The organism is Kitasatospora sp. NPDC101108 (assembly GCF_055584725.1).
Genome location: NZ_JBVJLM010000001.1, coordinates 101,646 through 119,005, shown reverse-complemented (window position 1 = coordinate 119,005; position 17,360 = coordinate 101,646). Strand labels below are relative to the sequence as shown.

At 70.9% G+C, this 17,360-nt stretch carries 17 protein-coding genes; 8 read left to right on the top strand and 9 right to left on the bottom strand.

Annotated elements, in window-relative coordinates:
• Nucleotides 1-876 (bottom strand): helix-turn-helix domain-containing protein, encoded by an 876-nt coding sequence (locus tag ACZ6Z8_RS00625; protein WP_465604706.1) that lies wholly within the window; start codon nt 874-876, stop codon nt 1-3.
• Between the two features lie 126 nt (nt 877-1,002).
• Between ACZ6Z8_RS00625 and ACZ6Z8_RS00620 the strand changes: the two genes are divergently transcribed.
• The 3 genes from ACZ6Z8_RS00620 (at nt 1,003) to ACZ6Z8_RS00610 (ending at nt 3,707) form a co-directional block, all read left to right on the top strand.
• Nucleotides 1,003-1,455, top strand: a complete 453-nt coding sequence (locus ACZ6Z8_RS00620) for an ATP-binding protein (RefSeq protein ID WP_465604704.1) — start codon at nt 1,003-1,005, stop codon at nt 1,453-1,455.
• A gap of 430 nt (nt 1,456-1,885) precedes the next feature.
• Entirely contained in the window at nt 1,886-2,896 is a 1,011-nt protein-coding gene (locus tag ACZ6Z8_RS00615; RefSeq protein ID WP_465604702.1) for a quinone oxidoreductase family protein, read from the top strand.
• A gap of 313 nt (nt 2,897-3,209) precedes the next feature.
• Complete coding sequence (locus tag ACZ6Z8_RS00610; RefSeq protein ID WP_465604699.1) at nt 3,210-3,707, top strand: GNAT family N-acetyltransferase; 498 nt, start codon at nt 3,210-3,212, stop codon at nt 3,705-3,707.
• A gap of 744 nt (nt 3,708-4,451) precedes the next feature.
• Here the strand turns inward: ACZ6Z8_RS00610 and ACZ6Z8_RS00605 are convergent.
• The 4 genes from ACZ6Z8_RS00605 to ACZ6Z8_RS00590 form a co-directional block, all read right to left on the bottom strand.
• On the bottom strand, nt 4,452-4,739 hold the full coding sequence (locus tag ACZ6Z8_RS00605; RefSeq protein ID WP_465604697.1) for a hypothetical protein: 288 nt from the start codon (nt 4,737-4,739) through the stop codon (nt 4,452-4,454).
• 171 nt (nt 4,740-4,910) lie between these two features.
• Entirely contained in the window at nt 4,911-5,357 is a 447-nt protein-coding gene (locus tag ACZ6Z8_RS00600) for a nitroreductase family deazaflavin-dependent oxidoreductase (RefSeq protein WP_465604694.1), read from the bottom strand.
• A gap of 54 nt (nt 5,358-5,411) precedes the next feature.
• Nucleotides 5,412-5,639, bottom strand: coding sequence for a DUF3291 domain-containing protein (locus ACZ6Z8_RS00595; protein ID WP_465606281.1), 228 nt, complete (start codon nt 5,637-5,639; stop codon nt 5,412-5,414).
• A gap of 114 nt (nt 5,640-5,753) precedes the next feature.
• Nucleotides 5,754-6,179: a tautomerase family protein gene (locus ACZ6Z8_RS00590; protein WP_465604692.1), complete on the bottom strand. Its 426-nt coding sequence runs from the start codon at nt 6,177-6,179 to the stop codon at nt 5,754-5,756.
• A 98-nt stretch (nt 6,180-6,277) separates the two neighbouring features.
• Here ACZ6Z8_RS00590 and ACZ6Z8_RS00585 point away from each other — a divergent pair, with 98 nt between their 5' ends.
• The gene (locus tag ACZ6Z8_RS00585) at nt 6,278-7,225 is read left to right on the top strand and encodes a LysR family transcriptional regulator (protein WP_465604689.1); all 948 of its coding nucleotides are present in this window, start codon (nt 6,278-6,280) and stop codon (nt 7,223-7,225) included.
• A gap of 70 nt (nt 7,226-7,295) precedes the next feature.
• On the opposite strand, the gene ACZ6Z8_RS00580 is transcribed toward ACZ6Z8_RS00585, so the two are convergent.
• Nucleotides 7,296-7,952 carry a hypothetical protein gene (locus ACZ6Z8_RS00580; protein WP_465604686.1) on the bottom strand — a complete coding sequence of 219 codons (657 nt, stop codon included), beginning with the start codon at nt 7,950-7,952 and terminating at the stop codon, nt 7,296-7,298.
• Between the two features lie 612 nt (nt 7,953-8,564).
• Nucleotides 8,565-9,806: a PucR family transcriptional regulator gene (locus tag ACZ6Z8_RS00575; RefSeq protein WP_465604683.1), complete on the bottom strand. Its 1,242-nt coding sequence runs from the start codon at nt 9,804-9,806 to the stop codon at nt 8,565-8,567.
• A gap of 457 nt (nt 9,807-10,263) precedes the next feature.
• Here ACZ6Z8_RS00575 and ACZ6Z8_RS00570 point away from each other — a divergent pair, with 457 nt between their 5' ends.
• Entirely contained in the window at nt 10,264-12,429 is a 2,166-nt protein-coding gene (locus ACZ6Z8_RS00570) for a SpoIIE family protein phosphatase (protein WP_465604680.1), read from the top strand.
• Nucleotides 12,430-12,559: 130 nt separating this feature from the next.
• On the opposite strand, the gene ACZ6Z8_RS00565 is transcribed toward ACZ6Z8_RS00570, so the two are convergent.
• Together ACZ6Z8_RS00565 and ACZ6Z8_RS00560 are read right to left on the bottom strand one after the other, a co-directional pair.
• Nucleotides 12,560-12,751 (bottom strand): hypothetical protein, encoded by a 192-nt coding sequence (locus ACZ6Z8_RS00565; RefSeq protein ID WP_465604677.1) that lies wholly within the window; start codon nt 12,749-12,751, stop codon nt 12,560-12,562.
• Complete coding sequence (locus ACZ6Z8_RS00560; RefSeq protein WP_465604675.1) at nt 12,751-13,149, bottom strand: carboxymuconolactone decarboxylase family protein; 399 nt, start codon at nt 13,147-13,149, stop codon at nt 12,751-12,753. Before ACZ6Z8_RS00560 ends, ACZ6Z8_RS00565 begins: the two co-directional genes overlap by 1 nt.
• 448 nt (nt 13,150-13,597) lie before the next feature.
• On the opposite strand from ACZ6Z8_RS00560, the gene ACZ6Z8_RS00555 reads away from it, so the two are divergent.
• From ACZ6Z8_RS00555 to ACZ6Z8_RS00545, 3 genes are read left to right on the top strand one after another with little or no spacing between them, the layout of a single operon-like run.
• On the top strand, nt 13,598-14,644 hold the full coding sequence (locus tag ACZ6Z8_RS00555) for a substrate-binding domain-containing protein (protein WP_465604672.1): 1,047 nt from the start codon (nt 13,598-13,600) through the stop codon (nt 14,642-14,644).
• A gap of 23 nt (nt 14,645-14,667) precedes the next feature.
• Entirely contained in the window at nt 14,668-16,344 is a 1,677-nt protein-coding gene (locus ACZ6Z8_RS00550; protein WP_465604670.1) for a sugar ABC transporter ATP-binding protein, read from the top strand.
• A complete protein-coding gene (locus ACZ6Z8_RS00545; RefSeq protein ID WP_465604667.1) occupies nt 16,341-17,360 on the top strand; it encodes an ABC transporter permease in 1,020 nt (339 codons plus the stop codon). Before ACZ6Z8_RS00550 ends, ACZ6Z8_RS00545 begins: the two co-directional genes overlap by 4 nt.

The window sequence follows — 17,360 nt, the reverse complement described above, 5'->3', positions numbered from 1 at the left end:
CTACCGCTCTCCCAGAATCGCTTCGATCAGGGCCAGGGACTCCTTCAGCCCCAGGGCCTGGGCCCGGATACTGCTGTACCTTGCGGCCATATTACGGACTTCTACCGGATCCGTGATCAATCGATTCACGTGCTGCGCTGCTGCGTAGCCGATTTGTGGCCTGCCCCCGGGCGGGGTGAGGATCGTGAATGAGCCACCCATTCCCGCGTGGCTCATCCGGTCAAGCGGCATGATCTGTAGCTCGGGCCCTCGCATCTGTCCTACTTCAAGAAGGTGCTGGAGCTGCTCCTTGTGGACGTCCCATCCACCCAAGGGGCGACGAAGCACACTCTCGTCGAGTACCCAGGTCACGACTGGCATGGGCCAGCGAGCCAGGATCTCCTTTCGGGCCAGACGTGCTGTCACCCACTCGTCGATCTGCTCGGGCGAGAGCAGTGGCCGACGCATCTCGTACAAAGCACGGATGTACGTCTCGGTCTGGAGCAGTCCCGGGATCACCATCGTGCTGTACTCGTGAATCTCGATGGCCCGGTTCTCCTCGACCGTGAAGGCCTTGGAGAAGGCCGGATGCCGCTCGCTGACCCGGATCTTCGCCTTCATCACGTCGTCCGCGACGAGCTTCAATGCGCCACCGGCGTCCAGGAGTTCATCGACAATGGTCAGGTACTCGACCCTCGGGGTCCGAACGCCACGCTCGATGGCGCCGACCAGGTCCTCGCTGTAGCCGGACATCTTCGCCAGCTGCCTCTGCGTGATCCCCGCTCGCTCACGGAAGAACTTGATCAGCTTCCCGACCGCGCTGTAGAACTCCGCGACCCCGTCGGAGTTCTCTGCCGTCTCCCCGTCATCGAACACCGTGCGCTCGACGCCAGCCACGGCAATCACCCGCCCTTTCGATTGATCCGGGCCAACTGACAATCCGACCCTCTGCATCCGTACAGGCACTCTCCGTGCCCGCTGGATCCATGGTCAGCGTACGTCCGTCCCGTCACGCTTTTCCCCATGACGACCGAAATCCCCCTCGACAGACCCCGCGCCCACACCATCACGCTCCCCGCCACCCCCAAGGGTGCGGCCGCCTGCCGACGCATCGCCAGGCGTCAACTCACCACCTGGCGACTGGACTCCACGCACACCGAGTCCTTCCACTCCGCGCTCCTCGTCGTCGCGGAGCTCGCCGCGAACGCGATCTCGCACGGACGCGTTCCGGGGCGCGGGTTCGAGCTGCACCTCACCCTCACCACCACCGTGCGCCGGGGCACCACCCTCCGCATCGAGGTCAGTGACCCCAGGGGCGACAGGCTCCCCCTTCTCCCCACCGTCCACGTCCCCAACGCCCAGTCCGGGCGCGGCCTCACGCTCATCGACGCCCTCTGCGACCGCTGGGGCACCATCCCCCGCCACCCCAACGCCAAGACCGTCTGGGCCGAACTCGACCTCACCGATGCCCCCTGAACCCCGCCATAGCGAAGCCCAGGCGGCGGCCTTCGGCACCCTGCTGCTCTTCGCCTTCCTCCTCGCCTGGGCCTACTGAAACAAGCGGAGTGGGAAGTCGGACAGGCCGACTTCCCACTCCCGTCATCTCCTGGACGCACAGTCTCGGAGGTCGGCCGACGTGACAGATCCCGCGAGCCGCTTGTAGCGGTCAGGGCGGCGGCCGGGGACTGGGCCTTCCGTGGAACGAGGGCCTCCGGGCGAGGGATTGCCGTGTGCGGGCTCACTGTGGCGCCGCGTCAGCGCGAATCGCTGCCGTGACCGAGCACGTCGCAGCAGGCCTCTCAGCTCTCGGCGGGGGGCGGCGGGCTGGTATGTCCCGGGCCGCTTGTCGGGGAATTGGATCGCCATCAACGGGGTTGGTGGGGGACGAGCCGTTATCGGAGGGGTCATGCGAGCAATTCAGGTGTACGAAGTGGGCGGTCCCGAGGTGCTGCAGGAGGCCGAGGTGGACCAGCCGAGGCCGGGTCCGGGCGAGGCGCTCGTGGAAGTCGCCGCATCCGGGGTCAACTTCCTCGACGTCTACCACCGCGAAGGCCGGTACAGCCTCCCGCTGCCCTTCACCCCGGGCGCTGAGGGCGCCGGCACGGTCGTCGAGGTTGGACCCGGCGTCGCTGACGTCGCAGTCGGGGACCGGGTCGGTTGGGTGGAGATACCCGGCACGTATGCCGAGCGGGCCGTCGTGGATTCCTCCCGGCTGGTGCCGTTGCCCGACGATATCGGCTTCGAGACAGCCGCCGCCGTGCTCCTCCAAGGCATGACCGCGCACTATCTCGTCAAGGACGCCTACCCGGTTCAGGGGGGCGACACGGTGCTCGTGCATGCGGCTGCTGGTGGCATGGGGCTGCTTTTGACCCAGCTCATCACCCATCTCGGCGGCAGGGTGATCGGCACGACGTCGACCACGGCGAAGGCCGAGCTGGCGAAGCGCGCCGGGGCCGCTGAGGTGATCCTTTCCTCCGCAGTCGACGATCTCGCAGCCGAGGTGAGGCGACTCAACGGCGGTCAGGGACTGCCGGTTGTCTTCGACGGCGTCGGCGCGCACACCTTCGATGCGAGCCTCGCCAGCCTGCGAACCCGCGGCCATCTCGTGCTCTTCGGCGCGGCAAGTGGTGCCGTGCCGCCGTTTGATCCGATTCGGCTCGCCCACGGCGGTTCGCTGACCCTGATCCGGCCCAGCCTCGGGGACTTCATCGCCGATCGGTCCGAACTGCTCCGACGGGCCGCCGATGTGTTCGAGTGGATGCGCTCCAAGGCGCTTGAGGTCACCGTAACGGGCCGCTACGCATTGTCCGAGGCCGCCCAGGCCCACAGCGATCTGGAGGCTCGGCGTACCACCGGCAAGCTGCTCGTCGTACCCGATGCGGCCGCTCTTGGACGCCGCGAGGAAGCGCAGAGCTGATCGCGCACGAGTCGGGGATCTTGGATACTGAGATGTCGATGGCATGGCCGACCGTCATCGCCAAGATCCACGACAGCGTCGGGCACTCGGCAGGCCAAGATCAAGTTCTGGCGGGTTTCTGGCGTATCTGGGTCACATTTCTTCAAGATCCCTCAGCCGAGACCTGGCTCACCCGTCCACAACCTCCCGGGACTGAACGCCCAGTGCCGCATCCGGCAACGTTCGCCTCGGAGAGCTGGCCGCGGGCAGGCCTCGGTGAGCTGGGGTGACCATGCGGCCGATCATGTCGGTGGCGGAGCGTATCGTGCGCGCCATGAACACCCTTCGCCTCGATTCATGGTCCGACGCCGGTCTGGAAATCCTGCACCGCCAGAACACCCCTGAGATGACCGAACATCTCGGCGGGCCCGAGACCGAACAGGCGATCGTCGATCGTCATCAGCGCTACCTGCATCTTGACAGCGGCGAGATGCTGATCGTCCGGCTCGGTGACGAGGCGATCGGTTCGGTTGGATACTGGGAGCGGGAGTGGGACGGCAAGGACGTGTACGAGACCGGATACGGGATCTTTCCGGAGTTCGGTGGTCACGGATACGCCGCTGCCGCCCTGCGGTTGGCAGCGGACCGGGCGGCGGCGCGTGGCGTACGGCGCTACCTGCATGCGTTCCCCCACGTGGACCACGCGGCGTCGAACGCGGTGTGCCGCAAGGCCGGGTTTGAGCTCGTCGGCAAGGTCTCTTTCGAATACCCCAAGGGCACCTGGCTGCAGTCCAACGACTGGCGGCTCGACTTGAGCGCCCTGGACATCTGACCGCCCCGATCGAACAGGTGGCAATCGCCACGCAGGTGAAGTACCTGGCACGAGCCGGACCGTAGCCAGCCCCGGACCAGGGTCGGAGGCGTTTCACCGAACCTCAGCGGCGAAGTGGATCACTTTGCCAGACGGCCGTGATCGTTCTCACCGATAGCCGCTGTACCGATGTTCGCCGAGGCCGTGGAGTGCCGCGAGTTCGCGGAAACTGAAGGTTTCTCACGGCGAACCCACGGGCTGGCCACCCCGATTCTCGCGAAAGGACGCGTGAGTTCACCTCAAGACACGGGCCCACCCTCAGCTGACTCCACAACCGGCGCCGCCTCCGGACGGTGGATGGTGTGGACGCTGAGCACGGGATCGAGGGCAGGTACGAGGACCCTGGTGGCGATGTCCACCAGGTGCGGTGGTGCGGTGCCAGCCTGCAGGGCGGTGACGTACTCGATGACCTGCGCGTGCGTGAGCGTCTGGTCTGGGCAACTCGGGCGGCATGGACCGCGGCGATGGCGAGGATGAGTCGTGTCGCCGGGGTCGTGGCCGCCGCGACGGCCCGGTCGACCTGTTCGGGGACGAGTGGCTGCAGCAAGGCGTACTCGTACTGCCCGACCTCAATCCGGCTGGTGGGGTTGCGGAAGACGAGCCCGTTCCGCTTGGCCCAGCTGAACAACGAACGCAGGGCAACGAGTTGGCTGTGGCGATGGCGCCCGTGCAGAGCCTTGAGGCAGGTGAGGACGTCGTCGCGGGTCACTTCGCGCAGGTGGTCGTAGCGGTCCGACCACTCCAGCAGGGCCGGACGGACCCCGGGGCGGTCGGCGGGATCCGCAGCTGGGCATCCTTGGAGCCGCGAGGGCGGTTCACCTCGTCGATCGGGCACTCGACGACCCGGCCGGTCATCCGGTGGATCTCGACTTTGTGCCGCAGCTCCAGGAACAGGAAGTAGGTGCTCAGGTCTTGGGAACGAGCCAGGCGGGTGCTGCTGGGCGAACCCCGTAGCACCCGCCCGAAGTAGGCGTCCGCGTCGGCTGGCTCCATGTCCCACAGCGGCCGGCCGAACCAGGTCCGCACGTGTTCCAGATGCCCGACATGCCCGCGGATCGTGCCGTCCGTCAGCCCCGCCGATGCCCGAGCCAGTACGAAGCCGCGCTGGATGCCGAGCAACCGGCCCGGTGCCGCTGGTGGTTGCGGGCCACGGCGTGGATCCGGCTAACGACGCTCGGGTTCGAGCACGAAGACCGGGATCACCCGGTCGGTTTTCTCCTGGTACTCGGCGTACGGGGGATACGCGGCGACCGCGCGCCGCCACCATTGGGCGCGCTCCTCGCCGGTGACCTCGCGGGCCGTCATGGATTGGCGCTGCGGGCCGTCCTGGAGGTCCACCCGGGGGTCGGCCTTGAGGTTGTGGTACCAGACCGGGTGGCGTGGGAAGCCGCCCTTGGAGGCCACCGCCGCGTACCGCCCCTCGTGCTCCACGCGCATCACCGGAATCTTGCGGATCTTGCCGCTCTTCGCGCCGCGCATCGTGACGATGACGACCGGCAGGCCCGTGTCCCGGAGCGTGGTACCCCGGGTGCCGCCCGAACTCTCGTACAGCTCGACCTGTTCGCGGATCCACTGCGCCGGACTCGGCTCGTACTCGCCTTCAAGGGGCATCGGATTCATCCCGTCGCCGTGTGTGGAGGATATCGGGACAGTCCAGCACGAACCTCACGCAAAGGGGGAGACCGCCGCGCTCACCTCCGAGGGACGAGCCGAAGCGCGGGCGGCGGGGGCCGGGTGACCCGGCACGGGGGCACGAGGTGGCGTGAGCCTCGGCGGCCTCGGTGGCGGTGTCGCGGGAGTTGAGGGTGACCCCGCGGGGGACGGCCCGTGCGCCCGCAGGTCGGCCAGCCGCTCCAGGGCCTTGTCGACGGTGGGGAGGTGGCCGGCGGGAATTCATCAGAGCAACAACTGCGCTTTGACATGCCGCTCGACGAAGGTGCCGTACGCGGGTCGCCGAGGGGGTGGCGGAGGCGGCAATCCCGGCACGGCACGCTTTTCACGCGTTTCTCAGCCCGTGGTCTCGCCGCCCGTGTCGACCATGCGCTCGTCGTAGCCGGTGGCGGGGTTGACGACGCGGCCGGCGGCCCACCAGTTCTCCCGGGCCGTCTCGTTGATCGTCATCAGGACGTCCTCCTCCGGGACGTCGGCGAACAGCCGGAGGCTGTCGACGATCGCCCGGAACAGCTCGGCCTTCTGCTCGGCGGGGCGATGGTTGATGGAGATCTGGATGAACATGGCGCGCTCACTGCGGCGCAGGCCGAACACGACCGGCTGCATCTGGAAGTTCTCGGGCTCGACCTCGTGGATGACGTGGAACTGGTCGTCCTGGGGGACCTTCAGCACGTCGACCATGGCCCGGTGGATACCCAGGGAGACGTTCCGGCGGTACTCGGCGGTGGTGCCCTGGCGCAGGTAGACGTTGATCAGAGGCATGTTCTGTGGCCTTCCTTTCGGTTGCGTGCCTTCACGCTAGAAAGCCGAAGGGGCATTCCGCCAACGAATGTCCGGCATGCTGGATATGCTGACCGCTCATGGAGATGACACTGGTCGGGCTGCGAGTGCTGCGCGAGGTGGCGGAGCGGGGCACCTTCACCGCCGCGGCGGAAGCGCTCGGATACACGCAGTCGGCCGTCTCCCGGCAGATCGCCGGTCTGGAACAGGCGACCGGCGCCCGGCTCTTCGACCGTTACCCCGGCGGGGTCCGGCTGACCGGCCCGGGCCGCGTCCTGCTGCGGAACGCCGTCGTCGCGCTGGACGCCCTGGAGGCCGCCGACCGGGAGCTGCGCGGAGCGGAGGAGGCCGAGCGGGGCAGCGTACGGCTCGGCTTCTTCCCGGCCGCCGGAGCGGTGATCGTGCCCCGGGCCCTGGCGACGCTGCGCCAGGAACACCCGCACATCCAGGTGACGACGCGTGAGGGGACCACGCCCTCGCTGGTGCGAGCGCTGCGGGCCGGCACCCTGGACCTCGCCGTGCTCTCCTCCCGGCCGCCGCACCGCTCGCCCGACACCGACGATCCGCCGCTGTGCGTCGAGCCGCTGCTGGAAGTGCACCTGGCCGTGGCGGTGCCGGCGGACGGGCGGTACGCCGAGCGGGGCAGCGTCGGTGTCGAGGAGCTCGCGGGCGCGCCGTGGATCGCCGGTCCCGGTACGGCTGACGAACCGCTGCTCGGTGTCTGGCCCGGGCTGCCGGGGCGGCCCACGGTCCGCCACACCGCCCGCGACTGGCTGACCAAGTTCCACCTGGTCGCGGGCGGGGCCGGAATCACCACCGCGACGCCGGCGCTGCTGCCCGTCGTTCCTCCCGGCGTCCGCTTCGTGTCCGTCGAAGGCGTCGCAGAGGAGGTCCGCCACATCAACCTGGTGCGTCTGCCGGGCCTTTCCATGGCACCCGCGCAGGCCCTGGCACGCGCCCTGCGCCGGCAGGCCGCCGAGCTCGCGGACCTCGCGGACCTCGCGGACCATGCCGACCTCGTGGACTGACCGTGCCGGACACAGGGCGCGTTGACGATGAGTTCGGGATCCGGCACGGTTCCTCGACCGCAATCGCTCCCTAATCGAGGATGAGCAGGACTCCCACCGTGTTGCCCTCGGTGTCCAGGCACTCGGTCGTGTTGGAGCCGTCCGGATCGGCCAGGATGCCCAGCACGGTGCCGGTGCCGTCCTCGTTCGGGATCATCAGCCAGTCGTTCGCGAAGTCGCCGTCAACAGGCTCCACCGGCCAGTCGGCCGGATCCACCGATGCATGCTGGAGCGTCTCGCGCAGGTTCTCCAGCCTCCAGCTGCTGCCCGCGGCCGCGCGCGCGTGCAGGGTGGCCCAGGCGCGCTTGAGTATCCCGATGCCCGGCTCGATCCAGGACCTGCCCGGCGTCGCGTGCACCACGGCCAGGCCGGACGGGGTCGCCACGCGGTCGCCCCATTCCTGCGTTCGCACCGGGACGCGCTCGTCAGGGTGAACCAGGAGCGCCACCGGGGTCCCGGGCGCGTTCTCCCGGGCGATCAGGTAAACCGGCGTGCCGCCGGGCCGCATCGGGAAGCCTCCGCCCTCCGGTCCCAGCGGGTCGTAGATCGTGCCGTGGCCCGCAGCCCCCCGGATCAGACCGAGTCGCTCGATCCGCCAGCCGTCCACGGTCCGCACGCCCTCGTACGGATCGGCCAGCGCCGTGCTCAGCGCGGGCATGAAGCCGTACTCTTCTTCCTGGTAGGACATTTGCTCAACTCCCGAAGTCGTAGTTCCCGGAAGCGTAGGCCCTGGTACCGACACACCGGTGGCAGCCCCCGGTCAGGGCCGCAGCGGCGGCGGAACCCGCGACAGCCGCACCACGAGAGGCGATCGACCGCTGCTCGGACAGACCCGACTGACCCGGGCCGACCTGGGCCGGCCTGGGGACCTTCTCCCGGAGGCACGGCGACGGGCGGGGGCAGCGCGGGAAGTCCCCGATGCGGGCGGCACGTTGGGAAGGGGATGCTGCGGGAAGCGGTGGCTCGCTGAACCCGGCCCTGGCCCGGAATCCGTGAAACCGGGATGACCCCGCCTGTTGCGCTGTCGAATACTCTCCTCATGCAGGCCTTCCCCATGAATCCGGACCGCCTCGAAGCGCCCGTGCAACTGCTGGACGACACCGGCACCTTGTGGCAGCTCCGGAAGAAACGAGTCGATCTCCGCGCTGTGGCGGATGTTCCGGCGCGGAACGCTCGTGGCGGTGCCCCCAGGGCTGTGCGGCCCATCTCGACGGTGGTCAGGTCGAGGTGCGGCCGGGACAACAGGTCCAGGTTGTCGAGGGTTTCGATCAGGGGCGGAGTGCAGTGCCGACGCGTGCGGTCACCCCGGGGGCCGGTCCACCTCGACGCGGCGGGTGTCGAGGGCGGCGAGCGCGGCGGTGAGTTTGACGCGGTCGCCGTGGTCGGCCGGGTTCATGCCGGTGAGGGCGGCGATGCGGCGGATGCGGTAGTCGACGGTGTTGGGGTGGACGTGCTGCCGGGCCGCGACCTCGCGGCGGTTGAGGTTGTTCCGGAGGTAGATCCGCAGGGTCGGCAGCAGGTCGGGGTTGTCCGCGATGGGTGCCAGCAGGTCGGCGAGGTGGTCGCGGGCCGCTCCGGGGCGGGTGAGCTGGTACTCGATCAGCAGGTCGTCGAGCAGGTACGCGCCCGGGGGCCGTTGGAAGACGATCGCGGTGTCCCGCACTTCGGTGGCGAGGCGGACGGCGTCGGGCACCTGCTCGGGTGCGCAGAGCGCGGCGCCGGCGGTCAGCGGGACGGCCGCGGCACGGCTGAGGTCGTCCGTCGCGGCGGTGAGCCAGGCACGGGGGACGGTGGTCGCGTCGGGGCGGGGCACCAGCGCGAGGCCCTCGCCGACGGTCATCTGGGCGAGGACCGGACGGCCGACGAGCCGGTCCAGCTCGGCGCGGATGCGCCGGATCTTGCGGCGGGTCGCCACGGCGGTGTCCACGTCCTCGCGCAGCTCGTCGCGGTGGGCGCCGACGGCCAGGGCGAGGACCAGGTAGGCGGGCGGCAGGACCGTGCCGGTGTGGCGGGCGGCGGTGTGGATGTCGGTGCCGGTCAACAGCGCCGAGAGCATCGTGTGCTGGGCGGCCCCGCTCTCGCCGACCTGGGCCTGGCGTTCCTCCAGGTAACCGGCGGTGACCTCGGCGACGGTGACGCGCAGGCCGGTCAGCAGCGCGCGGTAGGCCATGCCCACCTGCTCCGGCGGCAGGTGGGCGCTGAGGAAGTCGACGCAGACCTGCGCGCCCAGGTAGTAGGCGTCGACCACGGACTCGATCGGGACGCCCTCCTCGGCCCGGCGGGCGGCCGAGGCGCGCTGGAAGGCCCGCCACCGGGGCTCCAGCGGCTGGCCGGTCTGGAGCGAACGGGCGACCCCGCGGATGCTCTGCTCGGTGACCCGCCTGACGTCGTGTCGGAGCTGCTCGGCGGGCAGTCGCCGGTAGACCGGCTGCTCCGCCATCAGGCGTGCGGTGATGTCGGCCTTGAGGCGCGGCAGTTCGGCCAGCATCCGCTGCGCCATGGCGTGCCCGATCGCGAGCTCGTCCGTGCTGTCAGCGGTCACAACGACGTCCTCCGGTGGTGGCGGCCGTTCCGGTCGTCGGCTCGGCGCGCACCAGGATAGGCGGGCCGCTCACCACGCGACCGCGCGCGGGGTGAGCGGCACCGCGGGCCGTGACGGGTGCCAGCCGGACGGCGCTCCTTTGTGACCGGTCACAGTTTTCGGCCCGGGAACTTTGGGCGTCGTCCCGAGTACATCCGGGCCCCGGGCCCCGAGGATGGTGGGCACGGCGTACCGGCCGGTAACCCGCCCACCCCACCCGGGCCCCCACCGAACCGCCGGTACGCCGTTCACGTATGCCACTCACGCGGCCCGGGCACGCGCCCCGGGCACGCCCTTCGACGGCGTGCCCGGGGTGCCTGCTGGACTCGAACAACGGGACGACGGGACGCGCGGGGCCGTCCGGGCGAATATGGAGGGAGGCTCCAGCTGCGCTTACCGGCCCGAACGAGGTTCTGTGATGACCATGCCGTGGAAGTCGCCGTCGGGCCCCGGCCTGGGGACGGCCGGGGCAGTGGCCGGGCGCGGCATCGAGGCGCTGGCACGGATCATGCGGTCGCTGCCGGACCGGCTCGACGCGCACATGGGTGGGCTCTACCTCCTGTCGGAGGACGGGCAGGTGCTCGAACTGGCCGTGACGCTGGGGGCCGCCCGGCAGTTCACCCGGCCCTGGCGGCACATCGGACTGGCCGCGCCGATCCCGGTCGCCGAGGCCGCGCGCACCGGCCGCATCGTCTGGGTGGGCGGCGGGGACGACATGGCGCGCCGGTACCCGAGGGTCGCGGTCGCCATGCCGTACGTGTTCTGCCTCGGGGCCGTTCCGCTGATCGCACGCGGGGTCACGTACGGCGTGCTCTTCATCCTCTGGCCCGCCTCGCATCCCCCCGAGCTGTCGGCCGCCGAACGCGACGGGCTCGGTGAGCTGGCGGCCCGCCTGGCCGCGGTGGCGGCGGAGGCGAGCGGGGCGGGCAGTCCGATCCGGGCCGGCCCACGGCCCGTGCTGGCGGAGGCGCGGGTCGCCGACCTCCTCGCGTCGGCGATAGCGCGGCTGCCGGAGGGCCTCTGCGACATCGATCTGGACGGCCGGCTGGCCGCGGTCACGCCCGCCGCCGTGGAACTGCTCGGCGAACCGGCCGAACGGCTGATCGGCGCGCGCCCGTGGGCGGTGCTGCCCTGGCTGCGGGACCCGGTGTACGAGTACCACTACCGGGGTGCGGTGATCAGCGGGGAGTCCACCTCCTTCGTGGCGCTGCGGCCGCCGGACCGCTGGCTGTCGTTCCAGCTCTTCCCGGACGCCACCGGACTCACCGCGCGGATCGCCGCCGCCGATCCCGGCACCGTCGTCGAAGGCGCCGCGGATCCCACCCAGCAGCACCGGCACGCCGGGTTCTCCGCCGAGCGGGCCGTGCGCACCCGGCCCGGAGCGCTCTACCACGTCCTCCACCTCGCGAGCGCGCTGACCGAGGCCATCGGCGTCCAGGACGTGGTGCGCATGGTGTCCGAACAGATCGTGCCCGCCTTTGGAGGCCAGGCCTTCGCGGTCCTGATGGCCGAGGGCGGCCGGCTGCGCATCGTCGGCCACCGCGGCTACCCGCCCGGCCAGATCGACCGCTTCGACGGCACCCCGCTGACGGAGTCGACGCCCGGCGTCCAGGCGTCGACCAACGCCGTGCCGGCCTTCTTCGAGAACCGGGCGGAGCTGGAACTGCTCTACCCGAACCGCCGCGAGACCCAGGACGGGATGGCCGCCTGGGCGTACCTGCCGCTGGTGACCTCGCGGAGGCTGATCGGCACCTGCGTGCTCGCCTTCGCCGAGCCGCACCACTTCGACGTGGAGGAGCGTGCCGTCCTCACCTCGCTGGGCGGACTGATCGCCCAGGCCCTGGACCGTGCCCGGCTGTACGACACCAAACTCGGCCTCGCCCAGGGCCTCCAGGAGAGCCTGCTGCCCCATGTGCTGCCCGTGGTCCCCGGCCTGGAGGTCAGCGCCCGCTACCTGCCCTGCACCGAGGGCATGGACGTCGGTGGCGACTTCTACGACCTCATGCGGGTGGGGCCCGAGAGCGTGGCCATCGTCATCGGCGACGTCCAGGGCCACAACGTCAACGCCGCCGCGCTGATGGGGCAGGTGCGCACCGCCGTGCGGGCCTTCGCCGCCGCCGACGCCGATCCGAGCACCGTGCTGGCCCGCACCAACCGCCTGCTGGTCGACCTGGACACGACGCTCCTGGCCAGCTGCACCTATCTCCTCGTCGACCTCGCCGCCCGCGAGGCCAGCCTGGCCACCGCCGGCCATCCGGTACCCCTGCTGTACCGCCCGCACGGCCGGGCGGAGGTCGTGGAGCCGCCCATCGGCCTGGTCCTGAACGTCGACCCGGCCGCCGAGTACCCGCAGCTGTGCCTCCCGCTGCCGGTCGGCACCACCCTGGCGCTGTACACCGACGGCCTCATCGACACCCCCGGCGCCGACCTCGACCAGGCGCTGGCCGACCTCACGGCCACCCTCGCCCGGTACGGCGCCCAACCCCTCGCCGGACTGGCCGACGCCCTCCTCGGCCGCGCCGGCCACACGGAACACCGCACGGACGACATCGCGCTCCTGCTGGTCCGCTCCGTGGAGCGCTGAACCCCGACCGCGGAGGAACCTTGACACCCCACTCGACTCGGGCGTCGGCCTGGCCGCCGTGGTGGGCGTCCCGCGCCCCGCGGCGGACGGATCCACCGGAGGCGCGGGGCGGAGGGAGGCGGCGTCGGTGCTACGGCGCGGCCAGCTCGCGCAGCTGGCGGTCGTAGTCGGCCAGCAGGTGGGTGAGCTGGTCGAGCGCCTCCTGGGGGACGTCGGCGGGGGCGGACTCCACCACGAACCGGGCCGCCGCGACCAGCGCGGCGAGCTCGTAGGCGTGGAAGGTGCCGCGCAGCACCAGCGGCCGGATCCGTTCGAGCTCCATCAGGCGGCCTTGGCGCGGATGTAGTCCGCGATCTGGGCGAGCTCGGCGGCGAACTGGTCGTAGTCCTCCTGCATCCCGTTGATGTACGCGCTCCAGCCCAGACTGGCCTTCGCGTAGTGGACGGCCTCCTGGATCTCCTCGTCCGTCGCGCCGAAGAGCTTCGCGGCCTCGGTGTGGAACAGGCTGCAGTAGCGGCACTTGGTCTCGGCGTGCAGCCCGACGCCGATCAGTTCCTTGTACTTGTTGGGAATGACGGTCTCGCCCAGCTCGATCCTCTTGAAGATCTCCCACTCCGGCCCGAGGAGCTCGGTCGGGATGCTCTGGAAGAAGTGCGGCACGAGGCCCAGGGTTTCCTTGATTTCGGCCTCGATCTCGCCGCGGTTGGCCGTGGTGCTCATGACGGCCTCCTCGCCCGGGCCCCGCCTGCCCGGCCCCGTCCGCGCCGACCGCGGGCTGCCCGGACCGGCGCTCGGCTGGCCCTGTGACCAGCGTAGGCCGCCTGGGCCACTCGCGGAACGAGTGCCGGGGCCCTGGTTTTCCCGCTGGTCGGCCCCGATCCGGCGCCGACCCGGCGCCGACCCGGCGCCGCCCACGGGCCCGTAGGCGTCGCGGCCGTCGCGGCCTTCGCGGCCCGGCGGTTCGGCGGTTCGGGGACTCGTGGCAGCCGGGGGCGACTCGTTCCCGGCTCCACCGCTCCGGAAGGGTGGCGAGCGGGATCCGGGGTTCCCGAGGTCTTGACGGCTGCATGTGCATGTCGTTTCCTGTGATCCATTGATGTTTGGTTGTGGTGATATCTGATCCCTTGTGTTGCTGTCGGTCGAGCCGTCCAGCCCTACAGGAGTCCGCATGCGCACCTTCCGCAACCGCCTGGCCCCGGCCGCCGCCCTCGGCCTCGTCACCGTCCTCGGCCTGAGCGCCTGTTCGACCGGACAGGAGTCGTCCGGCTCGGCCGGCGACGTGAAGAAGGTGAAGGGGAAGATCTCCCTGACCTACCTTCAGAAACAGGGCGACCAGCAGTACTTCGTCGACGAGGCCGCCGGAGCCAGGGCGAAGGCCGCCGAGCTCGGCGTCGACCTCAAGGTGGTCGACCTCGGCAACGACGCCAACCGGACCGTGAGCGAGGTGCAGTCGGCGATCGCCCAGAAGAGCAACGGCCTGATCGTCGTCGTCCCCGACCCGGCCGTCGGGCCGCAGGTGGCGCAGTCCGCGAAGGACGCGAAGATCGCGCTGCTCACCTCGGACGACCAGATCTGCACCACGGGCCCGGACCCGGCTTCCTGTGCCAAGTCCGGCCTGGTGCCGCGAATCGGCTTCAGCGGGGAGCAGATGGGCGGCGAGGTCGGCAAGCGGGCGGCGGAGGAGTTCAGGAAGGCCGGCTGGAACGCGGCCGACACCCGGACCGTCTCCGCCTGGAAGCAGGACGTCACGGTGTGCGGCGACCGGGTCAAGGCGGCGAAGGCGGCCTTCGCGGCCGGCGTCGGAGCCACCGTGGGCAACCTCGACGTCGCCACCGACAACACCCCGACCGGCGCCCAGGACAAGGTCGCCGCCACCGTCACCGCCAATCCGGGGGTCAAGCACTGGGTGGTCTGGGGCTGCAACGACGAGAACGTCCAGGGCGGCGTCACCGCGCTGGAGAACGCGGGCATCGGCGCCAACGACATCATCGGCGTCGGCCTCGGCGCGTACCTCGCCTGCAAGGACTGGGGGAGCGGCAAGCCCTCCGGCATGAAGGCCGCGCTGTTCATCAACGGCAAGGACGTCGGCGCGCTCGCCGTGCAGACCATGGTCGACCGGCTCAGGAACGGCAAGGACTTCCCGGCCGAGGCCTTCGCCCCGACCAAGATGGTCGATGCCTCCAACTGGCAGTCCTCCGGCGTCGGTTGCAGCTGATCCCGGCGGACCGGAGACCCCTGATGACCGCACCCGAACCCCCGGGGCCCGGTCCGACCGCCGGACCCCCGGCGCCCGGACCGACCGTCGAACCCCCGGGGCCCGGACTGACCGCCGGACCCCCGGGGCCCGGACTGACCGCCGACGGCGTGGGCAAGCGCTTCGGCGCCGTCCGGGCCCTGACCGGCGTCACCCTGCACTTCCCGGCCGGACAGGTCACCGCCCTGATGGGCGAGAACGGCGCCGGAAAGTCCACGTTGCTGCGCATCCTGACCGGAGACCACCTCTCCACCGAGGGACGCGTGCTGCTGGACGGAGCGCCGCTCGCCCTCTCCTCGCCCATCGACGCCCGGCGCGCCGGGATCCGGATCATCCCCCAGGAACCGGAGGTCGTCCCGCACGTCCCGGTCGCCGAGAACGTCTACGTCGGCGAGCTGCCCCGCCGCGCCGCACGGCGGTTCGACCGGGCCGAGCTGCGCCGCCGGATCACCGCCGACCTGAGCCGGCTCGGCTTCGAGCAGATCCTCGACCCGGACCTGCTCGGATCACAACTCACTCCCGCGCAAAGACAGTTGGTCGAGATCATGCGCGCGCTCACCGGCGACAGCCCGCCGCGCGCGATCGCCTTCGACGAACCCACCTCCTCCCTCTCCGAGCACGAGAGCGAAGCCCTGTTCGCGCTGATCCGGCGACTGCGTGACGAGGGCATCGCCGTCATCTACGTCTCGCACCGGATGAAGGAGATTTTCCACCTCGCCGACCGCATCGCCGTCCTGCGCGACGGCGCGGTGGCCGGTGTGGTGGCGGCCGCCGACACCACCGAGGCCGAGGTGGTACGGCTGATGGTCGGCCGCGACCTGTCGAGCCTGTTCGTGCGGCAGGAGGTCGCCACCGACCGGGTGGTGCTCGACGTCCAGGGCCTGACCACCGACGACGTGCACGGCATCGACCTCCGGGTCCGCGCCGGAGAGGTCGTCGCACTGGCCGGCCTCATCGGCGCCGGACGCTCCGAACTCGCCCTGGCCCTCGCGGGCGACGCCCCCGTCCGCTCCGGGCGCATCTCGCTCAACGGCACTCGGCTGCGCCTGCGCAGCCCGCGTGACGCCATCGCCGCCGGGATCGGCCTCGCCCCGGAGGAGCGCAAGGCCCAGGCACTCTTCCTGCACCGGACGATCCGCGACAACACCACCCTGGTCAGCTACCGCCGACTGCGCCGCTGGCGGTTCGTCAGGAACCGCCAGGAGAAGGCCCTCGCCCAGGAGTTCGCCGAACGGCTGCGGGTGCACGCGCCGTCCATCGAGGCCGAGGTGCGGACCCTGTCCGGCGGCAACCAGCAGAAGGTCGTCCTGGCCCGCTGGCTGGCCCACCGCCCCGACCTGCTGATCCTCGACGAGCCCACCCGGGGCGTCGACATCGGCGCCAAGGCCGAGATCTACCGGATCATCGCGGACCTCGCCCGCGAGGGCGTCGCGGTGCTGGTGATCTCCTCCGAACTGCCCGAGGTGCTCGGGCTGGCCGACCGGATCGTGGTGATGCAGAACGGGCACGTCACGGGAGAACTGAGCCGGGCCGAGGCCACCGAGGAGGCCGTCCTCGCCCTCGCGATGGCCGACGACCTCCAGGGCGCCGCGGACAGCGACACCAGCACGGACACGGACACGGACACGGACACCGACCCCGCGAGCGGAGCCGCGCGATGACCACCACCTCAGCCCCGAGCACTCCGCGCGCCGGGAACCGGCCCGGTCGGCGTGCCCTCCTCGGGATCGGCGCGCAGAACCTCAGCCTGATCGGCGCCCTCGCCGTCGTGGTCGCCGTGTTCGGCTCGCTCGACAGCAACTTCCTCAGCCCGGACAACCTCCAGGGCATCGGCGAGGCCGTCACCATCGCGGGCCTGCTCGCCGTCGTCCAGACCGTCGTCATCATCTGCGGCGGACTCGACATCTCCGTCGGCTCCCAGGCCGGACTGGCCTCCGTGGTCAGCGCGATGGCCTTCACCTCCACCGGCTCCAGCGCACCGCTGGGCATCGGCGCCGCCCTGCTCGTCGGCGTCCTGGTCGGCCTGCTCAACGGCGTCGTCATCATCTACGGCAGGGTCAACCCCACCATCGCCACCCTCGCGGGGCTCGCCGCCTACAAGGGCGTCGCCCAGCTCATCTCGAACGGCCGCGCCCAGGGCTACGTGCGCAACGACGCCCTGTTCATCTTCCTCAGCCGGGGGCGGATCGCCGGCCTGCCGACCATGATCTGGATCCTCGTCCTGGTCGCCGTGGCGGTGCACGTCCTGCTCAAGTACACCGACATCGGCCGCAACATCTACGCCATCGGCGGCAACGACACCGCCGCCCGCCTGGCCGGCATCAGCCTCAACAAGTACCTCGTCTCCGCCTACGCCCTCTCCGGTCTCGTCGCCGCCCTCGCCGGGATCCTCCTCACCGCCCGCACCGGGTCCGGCCAGCCGGTCTCGGGCAGCGAAGGCCTCGAACTCCAGTCCATCACCGCCGCCGCCCTCGGCGGCTGCGCCCTCAAGGGCGGCAAGGGCGGCGTCGGCGGGACCCTGCTGGCCGTGGCCCTGCTCGGCGCACTCCAGAACGGCATGACCGGGCAGGGGATCAACACCTTCTGGCAGAACGTGGCCCAGGGCCTCCTGCTGGTCACGGCCGTCGTCATCCAGCAGCGCCGCAACCGGGACCGCGCCGTCGGCCTCCCGGCCTAG

What these genes read in the sequence shown, in the direction of transcription:
- ACZ6Z8_RS00620 (WP_465604704.1), top strand. Translation starts at nt 1,003, where the DNA reads ATGACGACCGAAATCCCCCTCGACAGACCCCGCGCCCACACCATCACG.
- ACZ6Z8_RS00615 (WP_465604702.1), top strand. Translation starts at nt 1,886, where the DNA reads ATGCGAGCAATTCAGGTGTACGAAGTGGGCGGTCCCGAGGTGCTGCAG.
- ACZ6Z8_RS00610 (WP_465604699.1), top strand. Translation starts at nt 3,210, where the DNA reads ATGAACACCCTTCGCCTCGATTCATGGTCCGACGCCGGTCTGGAAATC.
- ACZ6Z8_RS00605 (WP_465604697.1), bottom strand. Translation starts at nt 4,739, where the DNA reads ATGGAGCCAGCCGACGCGGACGCCTACTTCGGGCGGGTGCTACGGGGT.
- ACZ6Z8_RS00600 (WP_465604694.1), bottom strand. Translation starts at nt 5,357, where the DNA reads ATGCCCCTTGAAGGCGAGTACGAGCCGAGTCCGGCGCAGTGGATCCGC.
- ACZ6Z8_RS00590 (WP_465604692.1), bottom strand. Translation starts at nt 6,179, where the DNA reads ATGCCTCTGATCAACGTCTACCTGCGCCAGGGCACCACCGCCGAGTAC.
- ACZ6Z8_RS00585 (WP_465604689.1), top strand. Translation starts at nt 6,278, where the DNA reads ATGGAGATGACACTGGTCGGGCTGCGAGTGCTGCGCGAGGTGGCGGAG.
- ACZ6Z8_RS00580 (WP_465604686.1), bottom strand. Translation starts at nt 7,952, where the DNA reads ATGTCCTACCAGGAAGAAGAGTACGGCTTCATGCCCGCGCTGAGCACG.
- ACZ6Z8_RS00570 (WP_465604680.1), top strand. Translation starts at nt 10,264, where the DNA reads ATGACCATGCCGTGGAAGTCGCCGTCGGGCCCCGGCCTGGGGACGGCC.
- ACZ6Z8_RS00565 (WP_465604677.1), bottom strand. Translation starts at nt 12,751, where the DNA reads ATGGAGCTCGAACGGATCCGGCCGCTGGTGCTGCGCGGCACCTTCCAC.
- ACZ6Z8_RS00560 (WP_465604675.1), bottom strand. Translation starts at nt 13,149, where the DNA reads ATGAGCACCACGGCCAACCGCGGCGAGATCGAGGCCGAAATCAAGGAA.
- ACZ6Z8_RS00555 (WP_465604672.1), top strand. Translation starts at nt 13,598, where the DNA reads ATGCGCACCTTCCGCAACCGCCTGGCCCCGGCCGCCGCCCTCGGCCTC.
- ACZ6Z8_RS00550 (WP_465604670.1), top strand. Translation starts at nt 14,668, where the DNA reads ATGACCGCACCCGAACCCCCGGGGCCCGGTCCGACCGCCGGACCCCCG.
- ACZ6Z8_RS00545 (WP_465604667.1), top strand. Translation starts at nt 16,341, where the DNA reads ATGACCACCACCTCAGCCCCGAGCACTCCGCGCGCCGGGAACCGGCCC.